The sequence below is a fragment of the Alkalihalobacillus sp. CinArs1 genome (genome assembly GCF_947387515.1).
GTDB lineage: Bacteria > Bacillota > Bacilli > Bacillales > Guptibacillaceae > Guptibacillus.
In genome coordinates this window covers 462,687-489,676 of record NZ_CANDOB010000001.1, presented here as the reverse complement: position 1 = coordinate 489,676, position 26,990 = coordinate 462,687, and the positions used below count along the sequence as shown (strand labels likewise).

The following is a 26,990-nucleotide window of genomic DNA, read 5'->3' as shown; positions in this document are numbered from 1 at the left end:
CTACCTCAGGAGATACTAATGCTATTGATTATTCTCCAGGAGGTACTTGTTATGAATTGGACAGGTGTTGCACTCGCTATACAATTGTTTTTTGGGATTGTAATTGGTTTATATTTCTGGAATCTACTAAGGAATCAAAGAACCCAGAAAGTTTCGATAGATAAGGAAGCTCGAAAAGAAATGGAGCAGTTGAGAAGACTTCGAAACATTTCGTTGAGTGAACCGTTATCAGAGAGAATAAGGCCTTCTGGTTTTTCTGAGATTGTTGGTCAAGAAGAAGGGATACGAACTCTTAAGGCAGCCATCTGTGGGCCTAACCCCCAGCACGTCATTATTTATGGACCGCCTGGTGTAGGAAAAACGGCAGCAGCAAGGCTTGTGCTAGAAGAAGCCAAGCGAAACAGAATGACACCGTTCAAACCCTCTGCGATTTTTGTTGAACTCGATGCAACGACTGCACGGTTCGATGAGAGAGGAATTGCAGATCCGCTGATTGGTTCTGTCCATGATCCTATCTACCAGGGTGCTGGTGCGATGGGACAAGCTGGCATCCCACAACCAAAACAAGGAGCGGTCACGAATGCGCATGGCGGGATTCTGTTTATTGATGAAATAGGAGAACTTCATCCTATTCAGATCAATAAGCTGTTAAAAGTCTTAGAGGACCGAAAAGTTTTCTTAGAAAGTGCGTATTATAGTGAAGAAAACTCGAACATTCCTGCTCATATCCACGACATCTTTCAAAATGGATTGCCTGCTGATTTCAGAATGATTGGGGCTACAACGAGATCTCCTGATGATATTCCTCCAGCTATTCGTTCACGATGCATGGAGGTGTTTTTCAGAGAGTTGACACAAGATGAAATTTCGAAGATAGCTGCTCGCTCTGCAAAGAAGCTGAATCTAACGATTGTAGAAGAAGGCATCGACCGAATAAGCCGGTATGCTAGAAATGGACGGGAAGCCGTGAATCTTATGCAAATCGCGGCTGGTCTAGCGATTACCGAAAACAGAAATAAGATCACTGCGGGTGATATGGAGTGGGTCATTCATGCGAGCAGATTAACTCCTAGGCCAGAAAGAAAAGTACCGAATCGTTCGCAAGTAGGATTGGTCAATGGGTTAGCAGTTTATGGCCCAAACACTGGGGCCCTCCTTGAGATCGAAGTGACAGCCGTTAAGTCGGATCAAGGCAAAGACGGTAGTGTCACTATAACGGGCATTGTTGAAGAAGAGAGCATTGGCAATCAGAGCAAATCCATAAGAAGAAAAAGTCTCGCTAAATCTTCAGTGGAAAACGTGTTAACGGTGTTAAAGTCGATGGGAGTCCCATCAACCCTTTACCACCTTCATATTAATTTCCCTGGTGGTGCACCTGTAGATGGTCCATCAGCTGGTGTCGCGATCGCGACAGGAATTTACTCTGCGATCAAAGGGAGTCCGATCAATAACAGAATTGCCATGACAGGTGAAATTAGTATTCACGGAGCGGTTAAACCTGTCGGAGGTGTGTTCGCAAAAGTCTCAGCTGCACGGGATGCTGGAGCTAAGATCGCGATTATCCCTGAGGAGAACAACGAAGAGATGCTTAAAACAATAGAAGGTATTACCGTAATGCCAGTCAACCATCTTTCACAAGTATTCGATGTAGCGTTTTTGTTAGAAAAAGCAGAAGAGTTTCCATCTTTTTCTATAGGAAAAACTCAGCCCGGCAGCTAAGTCGGGCTTTTCTACATGCTCATAAGTTTTTTATCCGTTTGAGCAGGGAAGATTAGACAAGTATAAGAAAGTTAGGATACAATGAAGTACAACTTATCAACAATGTGGACTCGGAAATAGAGTATAAATAACGTAATAGTTTGTTGTGTGGAGGTGCCTTAGATTGAATAATGAACATAAAACATTGCCATTACTTCCTTTAAGAGGATTGCTTGTTTATCCATCAATGGTTCTTCATTTAGATGTTGGCCGTGATAAGTCAGTACAAGCACTAGAACAGGTTATGATGGATGATCAACAAATATTTCTTTCAACGCAGAAAGAAGTAGAGATAGAAACTCCTGAAGAAGATGATATATACCAGGTCGGAACGCTCGCTACCGTAAAACAAATGCTGAAGCTTCCAAATGGGACGATCCGTGTCCTTGTGGAAGGAATACAGCGTGGGAAAATTGTTGATTTCAAAGAAAATGAGAATTATTATGAAGTACAAATTGAGCGGATTGAAGAAGCGATCGATTCTTCAATCGAAGATAAAGCTTTGATGAGAACGGCGCTCGATTTATTCGAACAATATATTAAAGTATCAAAAAAAGTTACAGCTGAAACGTTTGCTTCTGTAAACGATATCGAAGAGCCGGGTAGGTTAGCGGACATCATCGCATCACATCTCTCTCTTAAAATCAGACAAAAGCAAGAAATTCTTGAAACGTATAGTACCCATGATCGCTTGAATAAGTTGATTGAAATTCTTCAAAATGAGAAAGATGTCATCGACTTAGAAAAGAAAATTGGACAGCGTGTAAAGCGTTCTATGGAGAAAACGCAAAAAGAATATTACTTGCGTGAGCAAATGAAGGCAATACAGAATGAGCTTGGCGAAAAAGAAGGAAAGACTGGTGAGATCGCTACATTAAAAGAAAAGATTGAAGAAGCGAACATGCCAGAAAACGTTCAGGAAATGGCTTACAAAGAATTGGATCGCTATGAAAAGATTCCTCAAAGTTCAGCTGAAAGTTCTGTTATTCGCAATTATATCGATTGGTTAATTCAATTGCCATGGTCAAAGGAAACGACGGATAACCTTGATATTCACCATGCAGAAAAGATTTTAAATGAAGATCATTATGGACTTGAAAAAGTGAAAGAAAGAGTACTTGAATACCTTGCAGTTCAACAGCTAACGAACTCACTAAAAGGACCTATCCTATGTCTTGTAGGACCTCCTGGAGTCGGAAAAACTTCCTTAGCTAAGTCTGTTGCAAGGTCGATTGGACGTGAATTTGTTCGCATTTCTCTAGGCGGCGTTAGGGATGAAGCTGAAATTAGAGGTCATCGTAGAACGTACGTTGGCGCGATGCCGGGTCGAATTATCAGAGGGATGAAGAAAGCTGGAACGATCAATCCTGTTTTTCTTCTAGATGAAATCGATAAGATGTCGAATGATTTTAGAGGCGATCCTTCTGCTGCGATGCTTGAAGTATTAGACCCTCAACAAAACAATTCATTTAGTGACCACTATATTGAAGAGCCGTATGACCTTTCTAAAGTCATGTTTGTGACTACAGCTAACAATCTTGCCACAGTCCCTGCTCCGTTACTGGATCGTATGGAAGTGATTCAGATTGCAGGTTATACAGAAATCGAAAAGGTTAACATCGCAAAAAGTTACCTTTTACCTAGACAGTTGAAAGAACATGGTCTAAAGAAAAGTAACCTTCAAATAAGAGATGAAAGCCTCACTAAGTTAGTTCGCCATTATACGAGAGAAGCTGGGGTTCGTAACTTAGAACGCCAGATTGCTACGGTCTGCCGTAAAGCGGCTAAACTCATCGTATCTGGTGAAAAGAAGCGTGTCGTGGTAACAGAGAAAATGTTAGAAGAGTTATTAGGACATCCTAAGTTCCGCTATGGAGAAGCAGAAGCAGAAGACCAAGTAGGGACTGCAACCGGACTTGCGTATACGACAGCGGGTGGCGATACATTAGCGATCGAAGTGTCCCTGTCACCTGGTAAAGGAAAGTTGATTCTAACAGGTAAGCTTGGAGACGTTATGAAAGAGTCTGCACAGGCAGCATTTAGCTATATTCGTTCTCGCTCTAAGGAGCTTTCGATTGATCCTGCTTTCCATGAAAACAATGATATTCATATTCATGTCCCTGAAGGAGCTACTCCAAAAGACGGTCCTTCAGCAGGTATTACCATCGCAACGGCACTTGTTTCTGCGCTAACTGGTAAAGCCGTTCGAAGAGATGTTGGTATGACAGGGGAAATCACCTTGCGTGGCAGGGTGCTGCCTATCGGTGGCTTGAAAGAAAAGTCATTGAGTGCTCACCGTGCAGGTCTTACGACAATTATCATGCCAAAAGAAAATGAGAAAGATCTAGAAGATATCCCTGAGAGTATAAGAAATGACCTTACATTTCTACCGGTGAGTCATCTAGATGAAGTGTTAAAAACCGCACTTGTGGGGGAAAAGAAATGAAAGTAACGAAATCTGATTTTATTATTAGTGCTGTTAAGCCTGAACAATACCCTGATGATCACTTACCTGAAATCGGTCTTGCAGGTAGATCGAACGTAGGGAAATCTTCATTAATCAATACGTTGATAAATCGTAAGAACCTTGCGAGAACGTCAGGTAAACCTGGTAAAACACAGACGCTTAACTTTTACCTTATTAACGAACTGCTCTATTTTGTCGATGTCCCAGGCTATGGATTTGCTAAGGTCTCAAAAAAAGAAAGAGATGCATGGGGCCGCATGATTGAAACGTATCTAACGGATCGTGAAGACTTAAAAGCAGTCATTCTAATCATAGACCTAAGACATGCGCCTTCCAATGATGATGTGATGATGTACGATTGGTTAAAACATTATGAGATTCCTGTCATCGTTGTGGCTACTAAATCTGATAAGATCCCTAAGGGGAAGTGGGCAAAGCATCTTAAGGTTGTGAACCAAACCTTAAAATTAGAGCCGACAGATAAGCTCGTTACGTTTTCTTCTCAAACAGGACAAGGTAAAGAAGATGTCTGGAGTGCAATTAAATCATATATTTAATGATGGACCTGGCGTAAATGCCAGGTCTTTAGTATGTAGGGAAGTACGGTGTTGGATTAGAATAGTCGTTGATGGCAAAGGGGTTGTCATGATCTCTTTTAAACCATTGGGACGGAATGTTCTTTTTGGATTAATTCAAATTAAGTAGGAGAGACGATCGCGGGCTCCTGCGGTAGAAAAGGCGGCCGAGACCGGGGTGTGAATTTCACCTCGGGCTTGGACGTTCGTCCGCGGAAAGCCTGCGATCGTCATCGATTACGGCATCGGGAGCACCGAATAATGACATAGGCTTCTCGACAAACTGGAGACTTGGCGTAAAGCCAGGTCTTTTTTATAGGTCCATTTTTCTAAAAATTGAAAAAACAAGGTTTGTATTGCCATTATGTTGGGAATAGGAACAAATGAGAGCAAACATCAGTATGAGTCCACTCAGTCCATACTTTGGTGATATTTGGGCTCTTAGAAGGGATGTGAGTAAAAAGTGACAATTGAATGAAATATCTAAATATTGGTATGATTGCAATACCGCAGTTTACATAACATTAACTGCTATTCGAATAGTCGTTAAGGGGGACAAGTTTAATGAAAAGAAAGTGGAGTTTTTTAACAGCTGTGTTACTATCTCTCGTTTTAATTCTTGCAGCATGTGGAGGAGGAAACGAAGGAAATAGTAATAATGGCGGTTCAGAAGGGTCTGGAGAAGAAGGTAGTAACTTAGAACTAACCGAAGACGGGAAATACCGCTATGTTGTTTCTGGTGAATTCCCTCCATTCAGTACAGTGGACGAGAATGGAGACCTTTCAGGCTATGATGTAGCAGTAGGAAAAGCGATTGCTGAGAAAATTGGTCTTGAGCCCGAAGTAGAAAAGTTTAAGTTTAGTGGTATGGTATCAGCGATTAAATCTGGTCGATATGATGCAGCTGTAGCGAGTCATACGATTACTGAAGAGCGAAAGAAAGCAGTTAACTTTAGTGAACCATACTATTATTCTGGTCCAGTACTTTATGTTCAACCTGGTAGCGATATTAAGAGCGTAGAAGATCTAGCTGGTAAAGATGTAGCAGTTTCCAAAGGGTCAACTTACGAAAAGTCAGCTCAGGAATATACAGATAAGATCTCTAACTACGATAGTGACCAAACAGCACTACGTGCGTTGAGTGAAGGAAAGCATGACGCTGTTATCACAGATGATATTACTGGTAAGCAGGCGATCGAAGAAGGATTTAAAGTTGAAAAAGTTGAGCAACTCGGCACAAGTGAACAAGCAGTAGCGATCAAGCAAGAAAATAAGAACTTACTTGAAGCTGTTAACAAAGCGATCATGGAGCTTAAAGAAGATGGAACGCTGAAACAACTTAGTGAGGAATACATCGGAGTAGACATCACCCAGAACCCTGACAATGAGTAAGGAAAGGAATGTGTGCTAGCGCACACATTCTTTTTTACCAGTAAGCGTTTATTGAAATCGAAGGAGCTGATTGTTCTTGCCTACATTCTCTCATTTTTTTGAAACACTATTAAGTAGTTACCCTGTCTTTTTTGAAGGTCTCTGGCTAACCATTCGGGTAACTGCAGTATCCATTTTAATTGCCGTATTTATCGGTTTACTTTTTGCTTTATTTAAAATATCCAAAGTTAAAGTATTGAATTGGATCGCCAATGTGTACATAGCTGTAATACGAGGAACCCCTCTAATCGTTCAAATCTTTATTTTCTATTTTGGTTTAACGGAATTTAATATCCCGAAATTTTGGGCTGCATCTATTGGGTTAGCTCTTCATAATGGTGCCTATATCGCAGAGATCTTTCGTGGTTCGATTCAATCCATTGATAAAGGACAAATGGAAGCAGGGCGTTCACTTGGTATGAGTCATACGCTTGCAATGAGACGGATTATTTTACCTCAGGCATTCAGACGCGCACTGCCTCCACTTGGAAACCAGTTCATCATTGGATTAAAAGACTCGTCTCTAGCAGCATTTATAGCCCTTCCTGAGTTGTTCAGTGTAGCAACTACACAGGGAGCAAGAACATTTGATGAAATGACTTATCTATTGATCGTAGCAGTTTACTATCTAGTACTCGTTCTCATCTTTACACTACTGGTTAACCTGCTTGAGAAACGATTGTCCGCGAGTGATTAAGAAGAGAGGTGCAGTATAATGGCAGAAAAAGGTGAAATGATTCGAGTAGAGAAACTGAACAAGTCGTTTGGAGATCTTCATGTATTGAAAGATATCGATATGGAAGTGAAAGAGAGTGACGTGGTCGTATTGATCGGTGCGAGTGGATCCGGTAAGAGTACACTTCTGCGTTGTATGAACTTCCTTGAGATAAAAAATAGCGGGAAAGTCATTATAGAAGGACAAACGATCGAACCAAATAAAGATAATTTAAACAAAGTTCGTCAAAAGGTCGGAATGGTGTTTCAGCATTTCAACTTATTTCCTCACAAGACGGTATTGAATAATGTAATAGAAGCCCCTTTACAGGTGAAAAAAATGAAGAGAGCTCAAGCAGAAAAAGAAGGCAGAGAGCTCCTCGCAAAAGTTGGTCTAGCTGATAAAGCGGATGTGTACCCAAATAAATTATCAGGAGGCCAAAAACAGCGAGTAGCTATAGCGAGATCACTTGCTATGAAGCCTGAAATCATGTTGTTTGATGAGCCAACATCTGCTCTAGACCCAGAATTGGTCGGAGAGGTTCTTTCAACGATGAAGGAACTTGCCAAAGAAGGCATGACGATGGTAGTCGTTACGCACGAAATGGGCTTCGCCCGTGAAGTAGCTGACTGGGTCGTTTACATGCACGATGGAAAAATAGTCGAAAAAGGAAAACCGGCAGATATATTTAACGATCCAAAAGAACAAAGAACGCAAGACTTTTTGAGCTCGATATTATAAGCATAATAAAGAAGTGAGGATTCAAGCATGTGCTTGGATCCTCACTTCTTTTTGACTACTAAGTAAACCCCTATAAGGATTAAGGCTAAAGGCCAGAATTGCCCAACAAACGAAAAGGTCGATGCGAGCCAGAGTTGAAAACCAGTGTAAAGCAGCTCGATAATAGATAGGGCTAATAGTAGTAACCCTGGTATCAAACCGGATTTTTTAGTTTTGTAGTAAGTAGCAAGGTAAGCCACACTTAATATTAATGAGTACATCCCCCACGTATTAGGCCACAGTGCGAGTTTATTCACGAAGTAGAAGTGAACGCCGAGACCCAATATGAGCACACCAGGGAATAACAACGCCCCTTCTTTTGATATCAAACCCTGTATGATCATCGCAACACCGATTAGAATCAGGATGATTTGCCAGCTTGTGATTTGTTCAGAGATGGGCAAACTTAGAGTTTGGACAAGAAAATATAGACCGATTCCAATAAACAGAACGCCTGGAAAAACACTTTGTCGTTTCAAGAAATGAGCCTCCTATTGTCAGAATTGCACGTTCTTTGCTAAACTTTGCGTTTTCTGGTACATTATTAGTGGTATGACTACTTATAATAACGCTTAGATACTTTTTTACATCATATCACATCTTGTTTCAAAGTCTGTTCACAATTTGAAACTCTGTGATTTTTGTCACATGTTAAAATAATAGTAATTGATAGTATAAGAACATGTTCCGGGTTAACAATATTTGGGGGTGGAACGATGCACATCCTGGTCGTAGGGTTGAACCACAAAACAGCCCCTGTTGAAATACGAGAGAAACTTTCGTTTCAGGAAGAGACATTACCTGAGGCGTTAAATAAGTTGCGTCACTCTAAAAGTATTCTAGAAGCCGTCATTCTTTCTACGTGTAACCGTACCGAGCTTTACGTAGTAGCTGATCAGCTTCACACAGGGAGATATTATTCTAAAGCTTTTCTATCCGAATGGTTCGGTATTGAAAAAGATGAATTTAGACCTTATCTAGAAATTCGAGAAAACGATGCAGCGACAGAGCATCTTTATCGCGTTGCGGCAGGGCTTGATTCACTTGTTGTAGGAGAAACACAGATTCTTGGCCAAGTGAGGAATGCTTTCCTACTTGCACAGGAATCACAAACTACTGGCACGATATTCAATCAGCTTTTCAAGCAAGCCATCACACTAGCAAAACGCGCTCACTCTGAAACAGAAATTGGGGAAAATGCTGTTTCTGTCAGTTACGCAGCAGTTGAACTTGCTAAAAAGATCTTCGGTGGGCTCGATAACAAGCATGTAGTTATTCTGGGCGCCGGTAAGATGGGTGAATTGACAGCCAAGCATTTAAAGAGTAATGGCGTAAGTCAAGTAACCGTCGTAAACCGTACTCTTGAGAAAGCATCTGAGCTTGCTTCACAATTCATGGGACAAGCACGTTCGATGGATGATATTCATACAGCTTTATCTGATGCAGATATTCTGATCAGTTCAACAGGATCTTCGAATTACGTGTTAACTGAAGACAACGTAAAACCTGTATTGAAAAAGAGAAGAGGGCGTCCTCTGTTCATGGTAGATATCGCGGTTCCACGAGATCTTGACCCTGCATTGAACAGCATGGATTCAGTATTCTTGTATGACATCGATGACCTTGAAGGGATCGTCGAGTCGAATATTGCTGAAAGAGAGAAAGAAGCTGAAAAGATTGAACTAATGATCGAAGAAGATCTTGTACAGTTTAGAGAGTGGTTGAACACACTTGGAGTTGTGCCGATGATTTCAGCTTTACGCTCAAAGGCGCTCTCAATTCAAGCTGAAACGATGAAGAGTATTGAACGGAAGCTTCCGGATCTTTCCGATCGTGAAAAGAAAGTTCTCAGTAAGCATACGAAGAGTATTGTTAACCAACTTTTACGAGATCCTATCGTTCGAGTGAAAGAGATGGCTGGAGAACCAAACGCAGAAGAGTCTCTCGAGATCTTCACTAAGATCTTTGCGATTGAAGAAGAAATCGAACGGGAACTTCATAAGCAGCGCGTACAAGAAAACGAAGAAAAAAGAAAGCAAGAAACCTTTGATTACTCAGCCTTATTAAGAGCATCAGAAGTGCGCTCCTAGGAGAGGAGACATGAGTTGTGACGAACGTCAGCTGGCTTTATGATTTAACCATTTCTCTTTACGCACTAAGTGTATTGGGGTATTTTATTGACTTCTTGCAAAACAACCGGAAGGCAAATCATATTGCCTTCTGGTTGCTTTCTATTGTGTGGATTTTGCAATCAACTTTTCTCGTAACGCAAATCATTGCAATCGGCGGTTTTCCAATTTTGACACCTTTTGAGGGGTTATTTTTTTATACTTGGGTGATTGTTTCATTATCCTTATTGATCAATTGGTTTTTCCGAGTCGACTTTTTTGTGTTCTTTGCAAATGTACTCGGTTTCATCTTGATGACCATCAACCTATTTGCGACGAGGGAACAAGCTTCAAGTATGCTAACAGAACAGCTCATGTCTGAGCTCTCTGTCATACATATCACCATGGCATTTATTTCTTATGGCGCTTTTTCTCTTTCATTTATTTTCTCAGTCATGTACTTAATTCTCTATCAAATGTTGAAAGAGAAGAAGTTGAGTAAAAGACTATGGCGTTTTGGTGATTTATCACAGTTAGAAAAGCTTTCGTATTTATGTACTGTTCTAGGTGTACCGCTATTATTATTGAGTTTGATCTTAGGTATCGTTTGGGCGAATCTGAAAGTAGATCAGTTTAGTTTATTGGATACGAAGGTAATCGTTTCATTCATCGTACTTATTGCATACAGCATGTATTTATATCAAAAGGTCGCCAGAGACATTGAGGGAAAGTCACTTGCACTTTGGAACGTTGGCGCATTTGTAGTCGTCCTGATTAACGTATTCTTATCAGGGGCATTTTCACAATTTCATTTCTGGTATAGCTAATGAGTAACACAACCAAAGTTTGGGGGATAAAACATGAGGAAGATAATTGTTGGATCACGTAGGAGTAAGCTAGCGATCACACAGACAAAATGGGTGATTAGCAAATTAAAAGAAATCAATCCTGAAGTTGATTTTGAAATAAAAGAGATCGTTACTAAAGGAGATAAAATCCTCGATGTTACCTTATCCAAAGTTGGTGGAAAGGGCCTCTTCGTAAAAGAAATCGAGGATGCGATGTTAAAGGGAGAAATCGACATGGCCGTGCACAGCATGAAAGACATGCCGTCCGTCCTGCCAGAAGGATTAACGATCGGGTGTATACCTGAGCGTGAAGATTTCCGAGATGTTCTTATCTCTCAATCGAAGCAATTGTTCCGAGAGCTTCCTGAAGGAGCTATAATCGGTACGAGCAGCCTTAGACGTGGCGCACAATTAAAAGCGATTCGACCTGATGTAGAAATCAAGTGGATCCGAGGAAACATCGACACTCGCTTACGTAAACTTGAAGAAGAAGATTACGATGCGATTGTCTTAGCGGCAGCAGGCCTTCATCGTATGGGGTGGTCAAAAGAGATCGTCACTGAATACCTAGATGCTGATCTATGTGTACCTGCAGTGGGACAAGGCGCACTTTCGATCGAATGCAGAGAAAGTGATGATGAGTTACTAGGTCTTCTCGAAAAACTTAACGATGAGCACACAACGCAAACTGTATTGGCTGAGAGAGCTTACCTTCATACGTTAGAAGGCGGCTGTCAAGTACCTATCGCTGGCCATGCGGTATTAAAAGATGGAACCATTTCATTAACTGGACTTGTAGGGGAGCCTGATGGTTCTGTAGTCATCAAAGAAATGGAAACAGGTTCTGATTTCAAACAAGTAGGAGTCACACTTGCGAATAGGATGAAGGAGCAAGGTGCTAAAGAGATACTAGATCGTGTGAAGGAAGAACTCGATCAATGATTTCACCGCTCTCAGGGAAACGTGTATTAGTCACGAGAGCTCGGGGGCAGGCAGCTACATTTTCGAGGTTAGTTGAGAAGCATGGGGGAGTTTCTGTAGAAATTCCCCTCATTGCGTTTAAACCACGCTTACACGCGCTACAAACATTGAATGTCTCAGGCTATGAGTGGGTGGTTTTTACAAGTTCGAATGGAGTTCGCTTCTTTTTTCAAGAAGCTACCCTACCAGCAAAAAGTAAAGTGGCTGCAGTCGGCAGTAAGACAGCAAAAGAACTTAAAAAACATCATGTTGCGATCGACCTACTTCCAGAAGATTATACGGCAGAAGGATTGATCTCAGCGCTTTCAAGAGAGGGAAAACCTGAAGAGACAATCCTGTTACCAAGAGGGAACTTGAGTCGAAAGGTCTTGCCACAGCAATTAGAGAAGCTCGGATTCAATGTAACCGATCTGACGATTTATGAAACGGTTGTTCCTGAGGAATCTCAAGCCCCATTAGTAGAGGCTATTAGTAAGAGGGAGGTCGATGTCATAACGTTCACATCATCTTCCACTGTTCATCATTTTGTTGAACTGCTTCAAACAAAAGATTTGCAAGAGAGTTTGAAAGGGATCACGATAGGAGTAATTGGACCTATAACAGATAAAACGCTTCGATCATACGGATTGAAAGCAGATGTTGTTCCAGATGAATATACGATCGAAGGATTGCTACAAAGTTTAGAGCATTACTTTGAAAATAGGGAGGATACTAATGAACGCTGATAATTTTCGACGTCATCGTCGCTTAAGAAGATCTGAATCGATGAGAGCCATGGTTCGAGAAACGTTTTTACATAAAGAAGATTTAATTTATCCTATCTTCGCTGTTGAAGAAAATGATGTGAAGAGAGAAGTGCCTTCGATGCCAGGTGTGTTTCATTATTCTTTAGACCACCTGAATGCGGAGATTAAAGAAGTAGTCGAGTTAGGTATTCAATCTGTCATTGTATTTGGTGTACCAAACCATAAAGATGCCGTTGGATCAGAAGCTTACTGTGAAACGGGGATCGTACAACGCGCGATCAAGCAAATTAAAGAAGAGTTTCCGGAGCTAACGGTTATTGCAGATACTTGCTTATGTCAGTATACAGACCATGGTCACTGTGGCGTGATCGAAGATGGCTATGTCCTAAACGATCAATCACTAGAACTATTAACGAAGACTGCTGTTTCTCAAGCTGAAGCTGGCGCAGATATCATCGCACCTTCTAACATGATGGATGGGTTTGTAGGAGCGATTCGTAAAGGACTAGATGAAGCTGGGTACGTTGATGTTCCAGTAATGAGCTATGCGGTGAAGTTTTCTTCTGCGTTTTACGGACCTTTCCGCGACGCTGCACACAGCTCACCACAGTTTGGTGATCGAAAGACATATCAAATGGATCCTGCAAACCGACTGGATGCAATCAGAGAAGCTGAGAGTGACATCGAAGAAGGCGCTGATTTTTTGATGGTAAAACCAGCCCTTTCATATCTTGATATCATCCGAGAATTAAAGGATCGATTCCCTCTTCCAATGGTTGCTTATAACGTAAGTGGGGAATATTCGATGATAAAAGCAGCTAGCCAAAATGGGTGGTTGAATGAAGAAGAAGTTGTCTTAGAAAAATTAACGAGTATGAAGCGAGCGGGCGCAGACCTTATCATTACTTATTTCGCAAAAGACGCAGCACGCTGGTTAGATAAATAAGAAGAGAGAGGAGTATCTTTTATGGGAAATTATGATCGTTCCAAAGAAGCGTTTCAGGAAGCTACTAAAGTAATGCCAGGCGGGGTGAACAGTCCTGTGAGAGCATTCAAATCAGTTGGACTTGATCCTATTTTTATGGAGAAAGGAAAAGGATCGAAGATTTATGATATCGATAAAAATGAATACATCGATTACGTCTTATCTTATGGCCCCCTCATCCTTGGACATGCCGATGAAAAGGTAGTGAATAGCTTGAAGGAAGTAACGGAGCTTGGTACTAGCTTTGGTGCTCCGAGCACGTATGAAACAAAGTTAGCAGAGTTAGTAGTAGAGCGCGTTCCTTCAATCGAAAGCGTTCGTATGGTGAACTCTGGAACTGAAGCAACGATGAGTGCGCTTCGACTTGCTAGAGGATATACAGGACGTAATAAAATTCTTAAGTTTGAAGGGTGCTACCATGGACATGGCGATTCCCTATTGATCAAAGCTGGTTCTGGTGTTGCGACACTCGGACTTCCAGATAGCCCAGGAGTTCCTGAAGGAATCGCAAAGAACACGATTACTGTTCCATACAATGATCTTGAAAGTGTCCGCTATGCATTTAAAGAATTTGGTGATGATATTGCGGGAGTAATCATTGAGCCAGTTGCAGGTAACATGGGTGTTGTTCCCCCTCATGCTGGATTTTTAGAAGAACTTCGTACGATTACAGAAGAAAACGGTACTGTTCTTATCTTTGATGAAGTTATGACTGGATTCCGTGTTGGATATAATTGTGCACAAGGTTATTACGGAGTTACACCTGATCTCACTTGCCTTGGGAAAGTGATCGGTGGAGGACTTCCTGTAGGAGCTTATGGTGGTAAGAAAGAAATTATGGATCAGGTTGCTCCGAGTGGACCGATTTACCAAGCTGGTACATTGAGCGGTAACCCACTTGCGATGACAGCCGGCTATGAAACGCTATCGCAGCTAACACCTGATAGCTACAAAGAGTTTGAACGAAAAGCTGAACGACTAGGAGAAGGACTTTCAAAAGCGGCTGAGAAGTACAACATCCCTCATACTGTAAACCGTGCTGGATCGATGGTTGGATTTTTCTTCACAGATGAAGATGTTGTGAACTTTGAAACTGCTTCATCTTCAAACCTAGATTACTTTACTAAGTATTTTAAAGAGATGCTTGACCAAGGCGTTTCGATTCCTCCATCTCAATTTGAAGGTCTCTTCCTTTCTACAGCACATACAGATAGCGACATCGATCAAACGATTGCAGCTGCAGAAGTAGCTTTCTCTAAACTAAAATAATACCAAACCTGTTAGGGGCATCCCTAACAGGTTTTTTTATGTTCTTGTACAGATAGCGTGGATTTTCGATGTTTTAGACATATTCTTAAATCCAATTCATAAACGTGTAATGTATGGATAATGTTCGAAAGGAGGAGAAAGCATGCAGAATGATTCACATTTGCATTTCTCCGTTGAGGAGCAGGTATGGTTAAAGAAAGGACAGGAAGTTGAAGAGGTTTTATCGATTTCTCTAGACCCTGAAATTTCCATTGAAGAATATGAGGATTACGTAGCAGTTAAAGGGTGTTTGTATTTATCAGGTGAGTATTTGCAAAGAGAGTATGAAGATTACGAGGATCGCGAAGATGAGACGTCCGTCTATCGTTCTGTTCATGAAGTAGAAACTCGAGAGGATGGAACTGCTACGATCGGACATCGTTTTCCGGTAGATATTACAATTCCATCGAGCAGGATCAGTAAGTTAGAAGATATTTTTGTAACGGTCGATACGTTCGACTACACGCTGTGCGAAACGAATTGTTTACAGCTAAATGCAGATATTTCGATTAGCGGTATCCAAGGAGACGCAGGATATCCAAATTATGAAAATGACTCAGAGGTTGAATACGATGATGAGGTAGAACTTGAAGAAGAACGTTCATCAGACGAATCTGTTTGGGAAAATGATGTGAAATATGTGAGTGATGAGGCAGAAGAACCTGTTATGTTTCCACAAAGCAAAAGGACGCCTCAAGTTGATATGAGGGCGAAAGCTTCACAGACAGATGAAGAGCCTGCAGAAGTGCAGTACGAAGCTATGAACAATGAAACAAACTATGATCTATTAACAAGGATGGCAGGTCAAAATGCAGAATCCAGTTACTATAATCATAACGAGGAAAGTGCACAGAGGGGTAACTATGAAGCTGAGTATGATGAGTATAGTGATTATGCTGAGGCTTCAGAAGAAACCGTAGAAGAAAGAGAGCCAGTTCGTGAAGAAAATGCTTTGTATTTAACGAATATGCTAACTAAAGATGAAGAAAATTTTTCGAAGATGAAGATGTGCATCATTCAACCAGGCGACTCTCTAACAGAGATTGCGGAGCGTTACAGAGTTTTGCCGAGTCACCTAGCACGAGTGAATCGACTTGATGAAGAAGAAGTGACAGAAGGACAGATCCTATACATCCCCGTTAACCGGTAATAGGTGTGAAAAGGGGTAGTACACATGGACATAACGACTGTGGTTAAAAAGCAGTATGAATTTAAGGATTTGCACTGGAATCATAAAGAATCTGCATTTCATACACATGTTGGGTTGAAGAGAGTAAATTATTGGCGGGATCGGAAATTGCTTGAGTATCATCTCAACTTCCGTGACCGTCTTTTTTCTAAATCAGGAATCATGTGCAATCGGATGATACGTACGCGTGATGGTGCTCCATTTGTTCAACTTGGAGGCTCATTTATTACGATACATGATGTTATTGAGTCAACGGAAATAATCAACGATCCAGAGTTCCTAGGCTTTTTGATCGCCTCATTACTTGAAGTTGGAAGCGAAGTTCCTTATTACAATGAGGTAGACCTTGGAGAGTTTCCTTATAAGGAGGCTCTTAAGAACTTACAACAGTTGAAGCATAAGAATCAGGAAGTTTATTCTTCTTTAGTTCGCTATATTCCAAAAGTGAAACAAAGAAAGTCATCACTCCTCATGAATCCAACATGTTATGACGGGAATGCGTTGAAAATGGTCATGGGACAATACTACTATGATTTGAGTAACAGCCTTCCAAAGCCTGCTCATCAAGTAATCCGACGTGCGCTCCTTACCGACTCCTATACGGAAGAAGATAGAAAAGCGTGTTGGGCAAGTTTACACAATGCGATCTCAGGTGATTTAGTTGATCGTGTGAAACTTACACTTCTAGCACCATGGGAATGGACTGACTGCGTTAGAGAGATGCAGGATTGTGAGGATGAAGAAGAGGTTTATAACCGATATAAGAAAGAATGGGACACGATGATGGAACTATATGAAGTTCTAAAGCTCTCTACTAGGAGGACAATCTCCTATGAATAATCTTAATGCAATTTTATTTCAATATGACATGACTCTTGAACATTACGAAAGATATGGAAAAGTATTGAAAGTTACAACGAATCAAGGAACTTTTGCACTTAAAGAAACAAGATTAACAAGAGATCGAATGGATTGGATGCTGTATTTAGAGAACTACTTCAGGGAATTAAAGTTTAATGGATATGTACCGTTGATCAACACAAAGTATGGTGATACGTTTGTAGTGGTAGAAGATCGTGTGGTGTATTTATCTCATTGGATCGAAGAAGGAAGTGTTAATCCGTCATTAAAAGAGTCTCAGATGATTCAAAGGCTAGCAGAATTACATGGGTATTCCGTAAAGGATCATGCCTTTTCTGAAGAATCCATCAAGCATTTCTATGAAAAGATGGTCGTACTCAGAGAAAGTCGTCAGTTCGAAATGGAAAAGTACGTTAACGATATTGAAAAACGCATCTATCTCTCTCCATTTGAATTGGCTGTTGCGACCCATTTTCATCAACTCATGAAAAATTGTGACCTATCAAAGTCACGACTAGACTATTGGTTTGAACAAACGAATGAAACGAAACGATACAGAACTGTGCTCTGTCATGGGAAGTGTTCAGCTTCTCATTTTGTTGTAGGAAGAGAAAAGGGATATTTCCTTAACTTCGAAAAATCCGTAGTAGACTCTCCAGTGAGAGATCTTACGTACATGATTCGTGCTTCGGTACCACCGTTTCAATTCAACCCAGATACGTTAGTCTCAAACATTTCTCACTATGAAAGTCAGTTTGCTCTGCATGAAGAAGAAAAGGATTTGCTCGCAAGTTATTTGTATTTTCCTGAATCGTTGTTTAACAGTGTGACACATTTTCTATCGAATCAGAGAGATTGGTCACACATGAAGCATGTCCGTCATTTCACCAAAAAAATAGAAGTGATGAATGGAATTACGACGACACTACAAAATATGCGTGCTTAAATCCATTCAAAATAAAAACACACTTCTAATGCTACGAGGATAATCAAGATAAGCACATCCACTGAAGTTGGAAAGAGAATCGTTCTTATCGCCTGAAAGAAGATAAAAGGCGGTACGAATTGCGCCAGTATGTCTCTGAATTTGTAAAAAGCCGGTGGAAGCTGATAGCGGTTGAGTCCTCCAAATCGCTTTTTCATGTATAGGTCCCCTTCATAGTACTCTCGATACAATCAGGTTATGTTTGGACAGTAGTTTGGGTGATTAAGTAAAAAAGAAAGTGGTTATGATAGTAAAAAGGGCTAATAGTATCTTGACGGTTTTTTATACAACAGGTAAACTTATGAATACAAATAGTCGACAGGCAACGATAGGGAGTAGTAAAATGTGAACCCTTCAGAGAGAGAAATCATTCGCTGCGAGATTTCTTAGGAACGTAACATTTGAAGTCGCCCTGGAGCTGTTTCTCTGAAATCGTAGTAGGAGAGACCGGTGAATCCGTTATTCAATGAAGCGTACAGCTTCTCTCTTTTTTCTGGAGCTGTAAATAAAGGTGGTACCGCGAAACTTCTTTCGTCCTTTTCACTAAGGATGGGAGAAGTTTTTTTGTTTGCTATCGACTTATTGATTGGAAAGGATGGATGGTAATGGCTAATAAAGAGCTAACGATGCCGACAAAGTATGATCCACAGGCAACTGAACAGAAATGGTACCCGTATTGGGTAGATGGGAAGTTTTTTGAAGCAACAGGTGATAAGGACAAAACGCCTTACACGATTGTTATTCCACCACCGAACGTAACAGGTAAGCTGCACCTCGGGCATGCATGGGATACAACGCTTCAAGATATCCTCTCTCGTTTTAAACGAATGCAGGGTTATGATGTACTTTGGTTACCGGGGATGGACCACGCTGGTATTGCCACTCAGGCAAAAGTAGAAGGAAAACTACGCGAAGAAGGGACTTCTCGCTATGATTTAGGAAGAGAAAAATTTCTTGAAAAGTCATGGGAATGGAAAGAAGAATATGCAGACTTTATCAGAAGTCAATGGGCGAAGCTTGGCTTATCTCTCGATTACTCTCGTGAGCGTTTCACGCTTGATAACGGCCTTTCAAACGCCGTTCGTGAAGTCTTCGTTAAATTATATGAGAAGGGTCTCATCTACAGAGGCGAATACATTATCAACTGGGATCCTCAGACGAAAACAGCTCTTTCTGATATTGAAGTTATCCATCATGAAGTAACAGGACACTTTTATCACATGCGTTATCCACTCTCAGATGGCTCAGGGCATATCGAAATTGCGACGACGCGTCCAGAAACGATGCTCGGAGATACAGGGATTGCTGTACACCCTGAAGATGAGCGATATAAGCACCTTATTGGTAAGAAAGCGATCCTTCCGATCGTAGGACGAGAAATTGAAATCGTAGCTGATGATTATGTTGATATGGAGTTTGGATCTGGTGCAGTAAAAATCACTCCGGCACATGATCCTAACGACTTTGAAATCGGAAATCGTCATGACTTAGAGCGTGTTCTTGTGATGAACGAAGACGGTACGATGAACGATAATGCTGGTAAATATAAAGGGATGGATCGCTTCGAATGTCGTAAGCAGCTCGTTAAGGACCTTCAAGAAGCAGGCACACTCTTTGAGATTGAAGAGCATGTTCATTCTGTAGGGCACTCTGAGCGAAGCGGTGCAGTTGTAGAACCTTATCTTTCAACGCAATGGTTCGTTAAAATGGGACCTCTTGCAAAACAAGCGATCGATCTTCAGAAATCTGAGGACAAAGTAAACTTCGTACCTGAACGATTTGAGAAGACGTATCTTCATTGGATCGAAAACATTCGTGACTGGTGTATTTCACGTCAACTGTGGTGGGGACATCGTATCCCGGCTTGGTACCATAAAGAAACAGGCGAAATCTATGTTGGTGATGAAGCACCAAAAGACATCGAGAACTGGAATCAAGATGAAGACGTTCTTGATACATGGTTTAGTTCAGCTCTATGGCCTTTCTCTACAATGGGATGGCCTGATGAAGAAGCAGAAGACTTCAAGCGCTATTACCCTACGAATGTACTCGTAACAGGTTACGATATCATCTACTTCTGGGTAGCTCGCATGATCTTCCAAGGCATCGAATTTACTGAACAGCGTCCGTTCAACGATGTATTGATTCACGGTCTTGTAAGAGATTCTGAAGGACGAAAGATGAGTAAGTCTCTTGGTAACGGAGTAGATCCGATGGATGTTATCGAGAAGTATGGTGCTGACTCTCTTCGCTACTTCCTTGCAACTGGTTCTTCACCAGGGAATGACCTAAGGTTCTACTGGGAAAAAGTTGAGTCGACTTGGAACTTTGCGAATAAGATTTGGAACGCTTCTCGTTTTGCCCTAATGAATATGGATGGCATGGAATACGATGAGCTCGATCTTACTGGCGAAAAATCAACCGCTGATAAATGGATTTTAACTCGACTGAACGACACTGTCGACCAAGTAACAAGATTGATCAACAACTATGAATTCGGTGAAGTTGGAAGATACCTTTACAACTTTATCTGGGATGATCTATGTGACTGGTATATCGAAATGGCGAAGCTGCCATTGTATGGTGAAGATGAAGCCGCGAAGAAGACGACTCGTTCTGTTTTAGCTTACGTGTTAGATCAAACGATGCGTATGCTTCATCCATTTATGCCTTACCTTACTGAGGAAATTTGGCAGCACCTTCCTCATAAAGGAGAATCAATCACTGTCGCTAGCTGGCCAGAGAAACAGGATGCCCTTCACTTCCCGGATGCAGCAGCAGACATGGCTTTACTTACAGAGATCATTCGATCTGTTCGTAACATCCGTGCGGAAATGAACGTTGCACCAAGTAAACCGATCGAACTGCAGATCAAGCCAAAAACGGCTGAAGCTGAAGCACAGCTTGAGAAGAATAAGCAGTATATCGAACGTTTCTGTAACCCAGAAGCACTAACAATTTCTGCAGATCTACAAGCACCTGACAAGTCGATGACAGCAGTCGTTTCAGGAGCAGAGTTATTCCTACCGTTAGAAGGTTTGATCAACATCGATGAAGAGATCGAGCGTCTTAAAGGCGAGTTGAAAAAGCTTGATTCGGAAGTAGAGCGAGTTCAAAAGAAACTTGCTAACGAGAAGTTCATCAGTAAAGCACCTGAAAAAGTTGTTGATGAAGAGCGTGCGAAAGAGAAGGACTATTTAGAAAGAAGAAGTAATGTCGAAGCACGTATAAACGAATTGAAAAAATAAAGGTATGGCGAATCTCTCAAAAGGAGATTCGCCTTCTTTTGAAGAAAGGTGAGAGAAAGGATGTTCACTACATATGATGAAGCTGTGAGCTGGATTCACAGCTTATTAAATCACGGAATCAAACCTGGGCTCGAACGAATGGAGTGGATGCTTGAACAGTTAGGTCATCCTGAAAGGAGATTGAAGTTTGTTCATGTCGGAGGCACCAATGGTAAAGGCTCAACGGTTACGTACATGAAGCATATCCTGCAGGAATCAGGGTATGAAGTAGGCACGTTTACTTCACCTTACATCGAATCGTTTACAGAACGAATTGCTTTGAACGGAACACCTATACCAGAACGTGATTTGGTAGAGGTATGTAATCGTGTATATCCAATTGTAGAGGAAGCATCAAACACCTCACTTGGATCTCCAACAGAATTTGAAGTGATTACCCTTATTAGTTTAGTGTACTTTGGTAGCGTTTCATATCCTGATATCGTCTTAATGGAAGTTGGACTAGGCGGGCGTTTAGACTCAACAAACGTCATTCACCCGTTAGTATCTGTGATAACGAACGTTGGATTCGACCACATGCATATCCTTGGAAATGACTTGGAACAAATTACGTTTGAGAAAGCAGGGATCATTAAATCTGGAGTCCCTCTTATTACTACTGCTGAGAATGAGCTAGTTCGATCGATGTTAGTTGAAACGGCGGAAAAGAAAAGTTCCAAAAGCTATAAACTGGGCGAAGAGTTTAAGGTAAGTGCCATTTCATCTACAGATGAAGGAGAACACTTCACATTTCATTCTCCATATCGAACGTTAGAAGATATCCAGATTGAGATGAAAGGATCCCATCAGGTAAAGAATGCGTCAGCCGCACTGATGACGATGGAATATTTAAGAGTGTTTTATGGCCTTCATATCGAAGAAGAGATGATCAAACAAGGGTTAAGTAAAGCAGCATGGCCAGGAAGGTTCGAGCTTATGCTTAAAGACCCAGACGTCGTGATCGACGGAGCACATAACCCAGAAGGGGTAGCTAGTTTGGCTGAAACGATTAAAACGCGGTATCAAGGTGGTTCAATATACGTAGTGTTTAGTGCGGTGGGTGACAAAGATATCGAATCGATGTTGGAACCCCTCTATCCTATTGTGAAGGATATTACGTTTACGACGTTCGACTTCCCTCGAGCGGTTAGCGCAAGGCAGCTATATGAAAGGTGTTCGTTTACGAGAAAATCGTATGATGAGAACTGGACCTCAGCGGTACAGGCTATCATGACGAAAGCTGATAAAAACGATCTCGTCTTAATAACTGGATCTCTTTATTTTATTTCAGAAGTGAGAAGTTTTCTAAAAAGTTTGAAATAAATACAAAATACTAGGACTTTTCCTTCATTTTTTGCTATTATAAACTTAAACAATTTCAAAATTGGAAAATTATTCTTCAAAAGGACGGAAGATGGAAGGGGGAAGAAATTGAATGCAAGTATGACTGTCAAAGTGTGGATCACTTGGTTAATCTTTTGGCCCACACTTATCTTTGCAACCTATACCTTCTTTCCCCCTGATTTATCAGGAAACGTGTTAGATATTCTAGCGCTGTTCGCACTCCTTGCAGTTGTCTCCATGATGCCGATCAATGTAAAAGGGATCGACATCTTCTTTATTCAGGGCATATCGCTCACCGTATTTCTAAGATATGGTCTATTCGTAGAAATGATTTTAACTCAACTTTCTATCCTGGTCTTTCTGCTTAATTTGCGAATAACGAAGAAAGAAAGCCATCGTTACCCTGTCAATATGCTCATGTTTATGATGATCTCACTTATTTCGGGTGGTTTGTTCTATGCCCTTGGTGGGACTGTGGGAGAATTTTCCGGTAATGCGATGTTTCAGGTACTACCTGCATTAGCGTATACGTTCTCTTTAATCTTCGTTAATCAAATCTTGCTTCATTTCTTGAAAGTGTTTGTGTATAAAGAAGCAGACACGACCTTTTTCGGAAAAGATATGGTTTGGGAAGCGATCACAACTGCGGTCACGCTCCCAATTGGCTTCTTGCTTTATATGCTTCATACATATCTTGGTGCAATCGCCATTCTATTCGTAGGTGTGCCATTCATCCTTATCTCTTTAATGTTAAGGTTGTATTACTCTAGTCGAAAAGTAAATGACCTCCTTCATAAAACAAGTGAAATTGGTCAGCAAATTACACAGCGACTCGATACGGATGACATATTGAACTTATTTCTTGAAAAAACGACTGACATGTTCGAAGTCGATCACGCCTATGTAATGGATGCTGAAAATGTAAGAAGACTTTCTCTCATCAAGACATACGAACGTGGAGTAGGGGTCATAGAGGGCCCGGGGGATAGATCACCTCAAGAAGGAATAAGCTCAATCGTATGGCGTAGTGGTAGAAGTCGCTTGTATAGCAAGCGATCTCAATGGAAGAGTTTAACGACTGGTGTAATACCTCTTTCAACAAACTCAATTATTTCAGTGCCGATGAAGCGAAATAAAAAAGTAGTAGGCATCATTACCCTCACGTCTAATAAAGTACGATCCTATGAAAAACAGCATATTCTCGTATTGCAAATTCTAGCGAACTATTTAGCTGTTGCCATCGATAATGCAAAGAACTATGAGGAAACGAAGCGAAAAAGTGAAACGTGTCCGTTAACGAATTTGTACAACTATCGGTTCTTTGAAGAGTTGCTAGATGAGAGGTATCTAGCCTATGAAAAAAATCATAGTCCGTTCTCCATCATCCTTTTAGATATCGATCACTTCAAAAAAGTAAACGATACGTTTGGACATCACAGTGGCAATGAAGTTTTGTGTGGCCTTGCGAATCGACTTGTCGAAGAAATAGGGAATAGAGGGACGGTGGCTCGATTTGGAGGAGAAGAATTTATCATTCTTCTCGATCATGCTTCACACGAACAAAGCTTTCAGATTGCTGAAGATTTAAGGTTCGTCATCGCCGATCAACCTTTTGAAATTTTTAATGATTTGGAAAATGGGAATCGCCAGGTCATCTACATTACTGCTAGTATTGGCGTCGCGACAGCTCCAGATCAAGGAGAAGATGGTCAAACACTAATTAGAAACGCAGACCGTGCGATGTACACGGGAGCGAAGCAACAGGGACGAAATCGTGTTGCAAGCTATGTCGTAGGATAGAAAAAGCCCGCAGCTTCATTTGAAGCTGCGGGCTTTTCGATTGCTTATCAGTCTTTGGAACGATCGATAGGTACTGGTTCATTCACAACTTTGATATACGGTTCCTCCGTCTTTAAGTCTGAGTAGGTTTTAATGATATCAGGGTTATATGAGATTTGAAGTCTTGAAGGCTGGTTTTGTTGGTAACTTGGGAGTTGGAAGTACCCATCACCATAATTTACAAATTGAGCGTTTTTCGGATCATAATCTCTAGACTTTCCTTTTATCGCATTCAAAACGATTCTCCTTGCTGATATCCCCCCATCGATATGGACATTTGAACCCACACCATACATTTCGAATTCTCCTTCAGAGTAGAAGAACCCGCGGATATTACTAGGAGTATCTTCATAAACGGAATTATTACTTATATGGATATCTCCTTCTGCAAAAACAATGAGTGAGCCGTCCTTGCCATTTTCTATTAACGCTTTCAAGGTTGAATACTGTATGTTTACATCACCTTTAACATAAATAATCGCATTAAACTCTACCTCGGCATTTTCGATAGATAAGTTTTTATCGACATAATAGGTTCCGCTAACCTTTAACTTGTGTTTATTAGTGCCTAGAGATGAATTGTAATTCCCAATAATCAGGTCTTCACCTATGTATGCGCCATTTTTAATCGAAGTTGAGCTATATGAAGATGTATTTCCAGTTAGTTTCAAGTCTCCATTAACGCTAAATCGTTTAAAGGTGTTGTTACCAGAAAGCTCAATGCTATTAAATTCAGTAAATCCGTATTTGTTACTATAAGAGTATGGATAAACGTTGCTGTTTGGCATGTTCTGATTACTTATATTCGAATCTGAATAGAACTTATAAGTAATTGATTCACCATTTATTAAATAATCTCCAAAGCTATATTTAAATGTGCTTTCCCTTTCTTTGATATCGATCGGATCTCGAACAGGCTCACGCTGCTCGATCAGAGGATAATCGTCTCCTAAAAATGCTTTGTTAGCTGCAACTTCTAGATATTTACTATCGTTAAAGTTCATTCTTTTAATATGGTTTTTATATTGGGGTTCGTTTATGAAGTTATAAATCGAGCCACCTAAAACCATCCTCGCTTTTTGGGGAGGGCCTGCAACACTCTTGATCGTAGGTAGGAATGTATCGATCCAATAATCTTTATTCCCATAGATAGCAACCCCTTGATCAGTGGTAATGAGATCACCGTCCACAAGTAAATCTCCTTGAATGTCAACCGCTCCATGCAAAAATAGGTTTCCTTCCCCTTTCACATCACAGCTCGGGTCTTTTGGACAAAGCTGATAAGCACCAATCGCGTATTTAAGAACTTCTGGAAACGAGTCAGGACCGATCTCCAATGATTTCGTGACGGTCTTCACTTCGTTATTAACTGTACCGATACTTTCGACTTCGATGAGTCGTCTTAATGTGTTTGAAGTAGTAGATACATTTATAATTTTCGCTGAGGATTCACCCGTGTCGTGAGTTAATAAGGTAGGGGCCTTGTAATTATTGACGGTGCGATCAATCAATCTAGTAAAGTCGTCTTTTTGAAGGCCATTATTTCCGAGACCTTTTCTCAAATCAGCTTGTATTGATTGAACGAGTTCGTCGACTCCTTTCTCTGCTACGAACGTTGCCTGTACATCGTCTTCCCGAAGTTCAGTCCGTTTTGTTCCGCTTACAGTTGCACTAAGTAGAGATAAACCGAGAACAGTGAAAATCAATGTGACGAGTAATACTAGGACAAGACTTGACCCACGTTCTTCTGACAATTGTTTAAGGTTCATCTGCACCCTCCGTAATAAGACCTATTTCGCTTATGAGTGTTAATGGTTTTGCATGATCAGTTGTTTTATCTTTAATCGTAATCCTGATTTGGAAATTACCTGAAGAGGTTTCTTCAATAGAGGATCCAGCTAGATCAAACGAAGAACCGTTTAAAGCAGTTCCGTTCAATAACGCGTTCCCATTCTTAAAACCTATCGTAGTGGATTTGTTGATCGTAAGGAGATACGTATCTTTATCTGAATCAAAGTTTCTTGATGTAATTTCATTTTCTTTTATTGGGTAGAGCGTATTGATGAATGACGTCATCACGACATCTGCTTCATCTCGGAATGCGGCTTCGGCACTGATCTTTTGATATGAATGAAGGCCATTAAACAAAAAAGCATAAATTGCTAACGAAACGATGGATACAAGAACGAGTGTGATGAGAACTTCTGGGAGAGTTAGTCCTTTAGTGTTACGGAGATATCGCAGCATGTTTAACGTACCCTTCTACTGAAGTTTCAATCGTTGGCTTCTTAGCCAACGTAACATCGACGCGGACGTCAACTAAATCTATTTCTTGTTCATTTTTATCCTGTGAAACAGAAACATTAATCGCATATTCATGGTTATTTATCTTAACTTGATAGTTTTCACACGATGGTTTTGAACGGTTTATACACTTTTTATAATTATAAGGACCACCCGCTAGCCCATCAGTTATGTATGTGTCGGGGGATAGCTGAATTCTTTCGAGTGTAGCTCGTGCAAGATTTACAGCTACTAGTTTTTGATTGTTATAGGAGGAAATGGTGTTCGATTGGTTAAAAAAAGACGAAGCAACTAGTACGACAGATGTTAACAATGTAAGAGAAACCAAAACTTCTATTAACGTAAATCCGTTATCGTTTTTGAACAATTTCCAAAAACCCCCAATAAAAGAAATGATTAATTAATCAGAGTAATGTTTCCAATTCTTTAATACTATTATACAATAAACTACATAAATTTCTTTTTAATGTTAGATTTTG

General features: G+C 40.8%; 23 protein-coding genes and 1 other annotated feature. Of the genes, 18 read left to right on the top strand and 5 right to left on the bottom strand.

The window, feature by feature from the left end; translation table 11 throughout:
• Positions 1-51: 51 nt before the first annotated feature.
• From lonB to PFZ69_RS02690, 6 genes are all read left to right on the top strand, one after another.
• Complete coding sequence (gene lonB, locus PFZ69_RS02715) at positions 52-1,719, top strand: ATP-dependent protease LonB (RefSeq protein ID WP_270179487.1); 1,668 nt, start codon at positions 52-54, stop codon at positions 1,717-1,719.
• A 163-nt stretch (positions 1,720-1,882) separates the two neighbouring features.
• Positions 1,883-4,204, top strand: coding sequence for an endopeptidase La (lon, locus tag PFZ69_RS02710; RefSeq protein ID WP_270179486.1), 2,322 nt, complete (start codon positions 1,883-1,885; stop codon positions 4,202-4,204).
• Positions 4,201-4,782 carry a ribosome biogenesis GTP-binding protein YihA/YsxC gene (gene yihA / locus PFZ69_RS02705; protein ID WP_270179485.1) on the top strand — a complete coding sequence of 194 codons (582 nt, stop codon included), beginning with the start codon at positions 4,201-4,203 and terminating at the stop codon, positions 4,780-4,782. Before lon ends, yihA begins: the two co-directional genes overlap by 4 nt.
• A 582-nt stretch (positions 4,783-5,364) precedes the next feature.
• Positions 5,365-6,192 (top strand): transporter substrate-binding domain-containing protein, encoded by an 828-nt coding sequence (locus PFZ69_RS02700; RefSeq protein WP_270179484.1) that lies wholly within the window; start codon positions 5,365-5,367, stop codon positions 6,190-6,192.
• A 76-nt stretch (positions 6,193-6,268) separates the two neighbouring features.
• Positions 6,269-6,928, top strand: a complete 660-nt coding sequence (locus PFZ69_RS02695; protein ID WP_270179483.1) for an amino acid ABC transporter permease — start codon at positions 6,269-6,271, stop codon at positions 6,926-6,928.
• Positions 6,929-6,946: 18 nt separating this feature from the next.
• Entirely contained in the window at positions 6,947-7,687 is a 741-nt protein-coding gene (locus PFZ69_RS02690) for an amino acid ABC transporter ATP-binding protein (RefSeq protein WP_270179482.1), read from the top strand.
• A gap of 41 nt (positions 7,688-7,728) precedes the next feature.
• Here the strand turns inward: PFZ69_RS02690 and PFZ69_RS02685 are convergent, their stop codons facing one another.
• Positions 7,729-8,205, bottom strand: coding sequence for a LiaI-LiaF-like domain-containing protein (locus tag PFZ69_RS02685; RefSeq protein WP_270179481.1), 477 nt, complete (start codon positions 8,203-8,205; stop codon positions 7,729-7,731).
• A gap of 237 nt (positions 8,206-8,442) precedes the next feature.
• On the opposite strand from PFZ69_RS02685, the gene hemA reads away from it, so the two are divergent.
• The 9 genes from hemA (at position 8,443) to PFZ69_RS02640 (ending at position 17,698) form a co-directional block, all read left to right on the top strand.
• On the top strand, positions 8,443-9,816 hold the full coding sequence (gene hemA / locus PFZ69_RS02680; RefSeq protein WP_270179480.1) for a glutamyl-tRNA reductase: 1,374 nt from the start codon (positions 8,443-8,445) through the stop codon (positions 9,814-9,816).
• 17 nt (positions 9,817-9,833) lie between these two features.
• A complete protein-coding gene (locus PFZ69_RS02675) occupies positions 9,834-10,661 on the top strand; it encodes a cytochrome c biogenesis protein (RefSeq protein WP_270179479.1) in 828 nt (275 codons plus the stop codon).
• 33 nt (positions 10,662-10,694) lie between these two features.
• Positions 10,695-11,624, top strand: a complete 930-nt coding sequence (gene hemC, locus PFZ69_RS02670; RefSeq protein WP_270179478.1) for a hydroxymethylbilane synthase — start codon at positions 10,695-10,697, stop codon at positions 11,622-11,624.
• The gene (locus tag PFZ69_RS02665; RefSeq protein WP_270179477.1) at positions 11,621-12,388 is read left to right on the top strand and encodes a uroporphyrinogen-III synthase; all 768 of its coding nucleotides are present in this window, start codon (positions 11,621-11,623) and stop codon (positions 12,386-12,388) included. Before hemC ends, PFZ69_RS02665 begins: the two co-directional genes overlap by 4 nt.
• Entirely contained in the window at positions 12,378-13,355 is a 978-nt protein-coding gene (hemB, locus tag PFZ69_RS02660; RefSeq protein ID WP_270179476.1) for a porphobilinogen synthase, read from the top strand. Before PFZ69_RS02665 ends, hemB begins: the two co-directional genes overlap by 11 nt.
• A 21-nt stretch (positions 13,356-13,376) precedes the next feature.
• The gene (gene hemL / locus PFZ69_RS02655; protein WP_270179475.1) at positions 13,377-14,663 is read left to right on the top strand and encodes a glutamate-1-semialdehyde 2,1-aminomutase; all 1,287 of its coding nucleotides are present in this window, start codon (positions 13,377-13,379) and stop codon (positions 14,661-14,663) included.
• A 142-nt stretch (positions 14,664-14,805) separates the two neighbouring features.
• Complete coding sequence (spoVID, locus tag PFZ69_RS02650) at positions 14,806-15,852, top strand: stage VI sporulation protein D (protein WP_270179474.1); 1,047 nt, start codon at positions 14,806-14,808, stop codon at positions 15,850-15,852.
• A 24-nt stretch (positions 15,853-15,876) separates the two neighbouring features.
• Complete coding sequence (locus PFZ69_RS02645) at positions 15,877-16,731, top strand: hypothetical protein (protein ID WP_270179473.1); 855 nt, start codon at positions 15,877-15,879, stop codon at positions 16,729-16,731.
• Complete coding sequence (locus PFZ69_RS02640) at positions 16,724-17,698, top strand: hypothetical protein (protein ID WP_270179472.1); 975 nt, start codon at positions 16,724-16,726, stop codon at positions 17,696-17,698. The genes PFZ69_RS02645 and PFZ69_RS02640 overlap by 8 nt, the downstream gene beginning before the upstream one ends.
• Here PFZ69_RS02640 and PFZ69_RS02635 read toward each other — a convergent pair.
• The gene (locus PFZ69_RS02635; RefSeq protein WP_270179471.1) at positions 17,695-17,895 is read right to left on the bottom strand and encodes a hypothetical protein; all 201 of its coding nucleotides are present in this window, start codon (positions 17,893-17,895) and stop codon (positions 17,695-17,697) included. The two genes, PFZ69_RS02640 and PFZ69_RS02635, sit on opposite strands and share 4 nt — an antisense overlap.
• A 158-nt stretch (positions 17,896-18,053) precedes the next feature.
• Positions 18,054-18,279, top strand: a binding site (T-box leader).
• 63 nt (positions 18,280-18,342) lie between these two features.
• Between PFZ69_RS02635 and PFZ69_RS02630 the strand changes: the two genes are divergently transcribed.
• The 3 genes from PFZ69_RS02630 to PFZ69_RS02620 all read left to right on the top strand — a co-directional run bounded on the left by PFZ69_RS02630 (position 18,343) and on the right by PFZ69_RS02620 (position 24,168).
• A complete protein-coding gene (locus PFZ69_RS02630) occupies positions 18,343-20,985 on the top strand; it encodes a valine--tRNA ligase (protein WP_270179470.1) in 2,643 nt (880 codons plus the stop codon).
• Between the two features lie 60 nt (positions 20,986-21,045).
• On the top strand, positions 21,046-22,347 hold the full coding sequence (locus PFZ69_RS02625; protein ID WP_270179469.1) for a bifunctional folylpolyglutamate synthase/dihydrofolate synthase: 1,302 nt from the start codon (positions 21,046-21,048) through the stop codon (positions 22,345-22,347).
• Between the two features lie 108 nt (positions 22,348-22,455).
• Entirely contained in the window at positions 22,456-24,168 is a 1,713-nt protein-coding gene (locus PFZ69_RS02620; RefSeq protein ID WP_270179468.1) for a GGDEF domain-containing protein, read from the top strand.
• Between the two features lie 47 nt (positions 24,169-24,215).
• Here the strand turns inward: PFZ69_RS02620 and PFZ69_RS02615 are convergent, their stop codons facing one another.
• The 3 genes from PFZ69_RS02615 to PFZ69_RS02605 are packed head-to-tail and all read right to left on the bottom strand — an operon-like array spanning position 24,216 to position 26,878.
• Positions 24,216-25,976 carry a hypothetical protein gene (locus PFZ69_RS02615; protein ID WP_270179467.1) on the bottom strand — a complete coding sequence of 587 codons (1,761 nt, stop codon included), beginning with the start codon at positions 25,974-25,976 and terminating at the stop codon, positions 24,216-24,218.
• The gene (locus PFZ69_RS02610) at positions 25,966-26,454 is read right to left on the bottom strand and encodes a prepilin-type N-terminal cleavage/methylation domain-containing protein (RefSeq protein ID WP_270179466.1); all 489 of its coding nucleotides are present in this window, start codon (positions 26,452-26,454) and stop codon (positions 25,966-25,968) included. Before PFZ69_RS02610 ends, PFZ69_RS02615 begins: the two co-directional genes overlap by 11 nt.
• Positions 26,435-26,878 (bottom strand): type IV pilus modification PilV family protein, encoded by a 444-nt coding sequence (locus PFZ69_RS02605; protein ID WP_270179465.1) that lies wholly within the window; start codon positions 26,876-26,878, stop codon positions 26,435-26,437. The genes PFZ69_RS02610 and PFZ69_RS02605 overlap by 20 nt, the downstream gene beginning before the upstream one ends.
• Positions 26,879-26,990 lie beyond the last annotated feature (112 nt).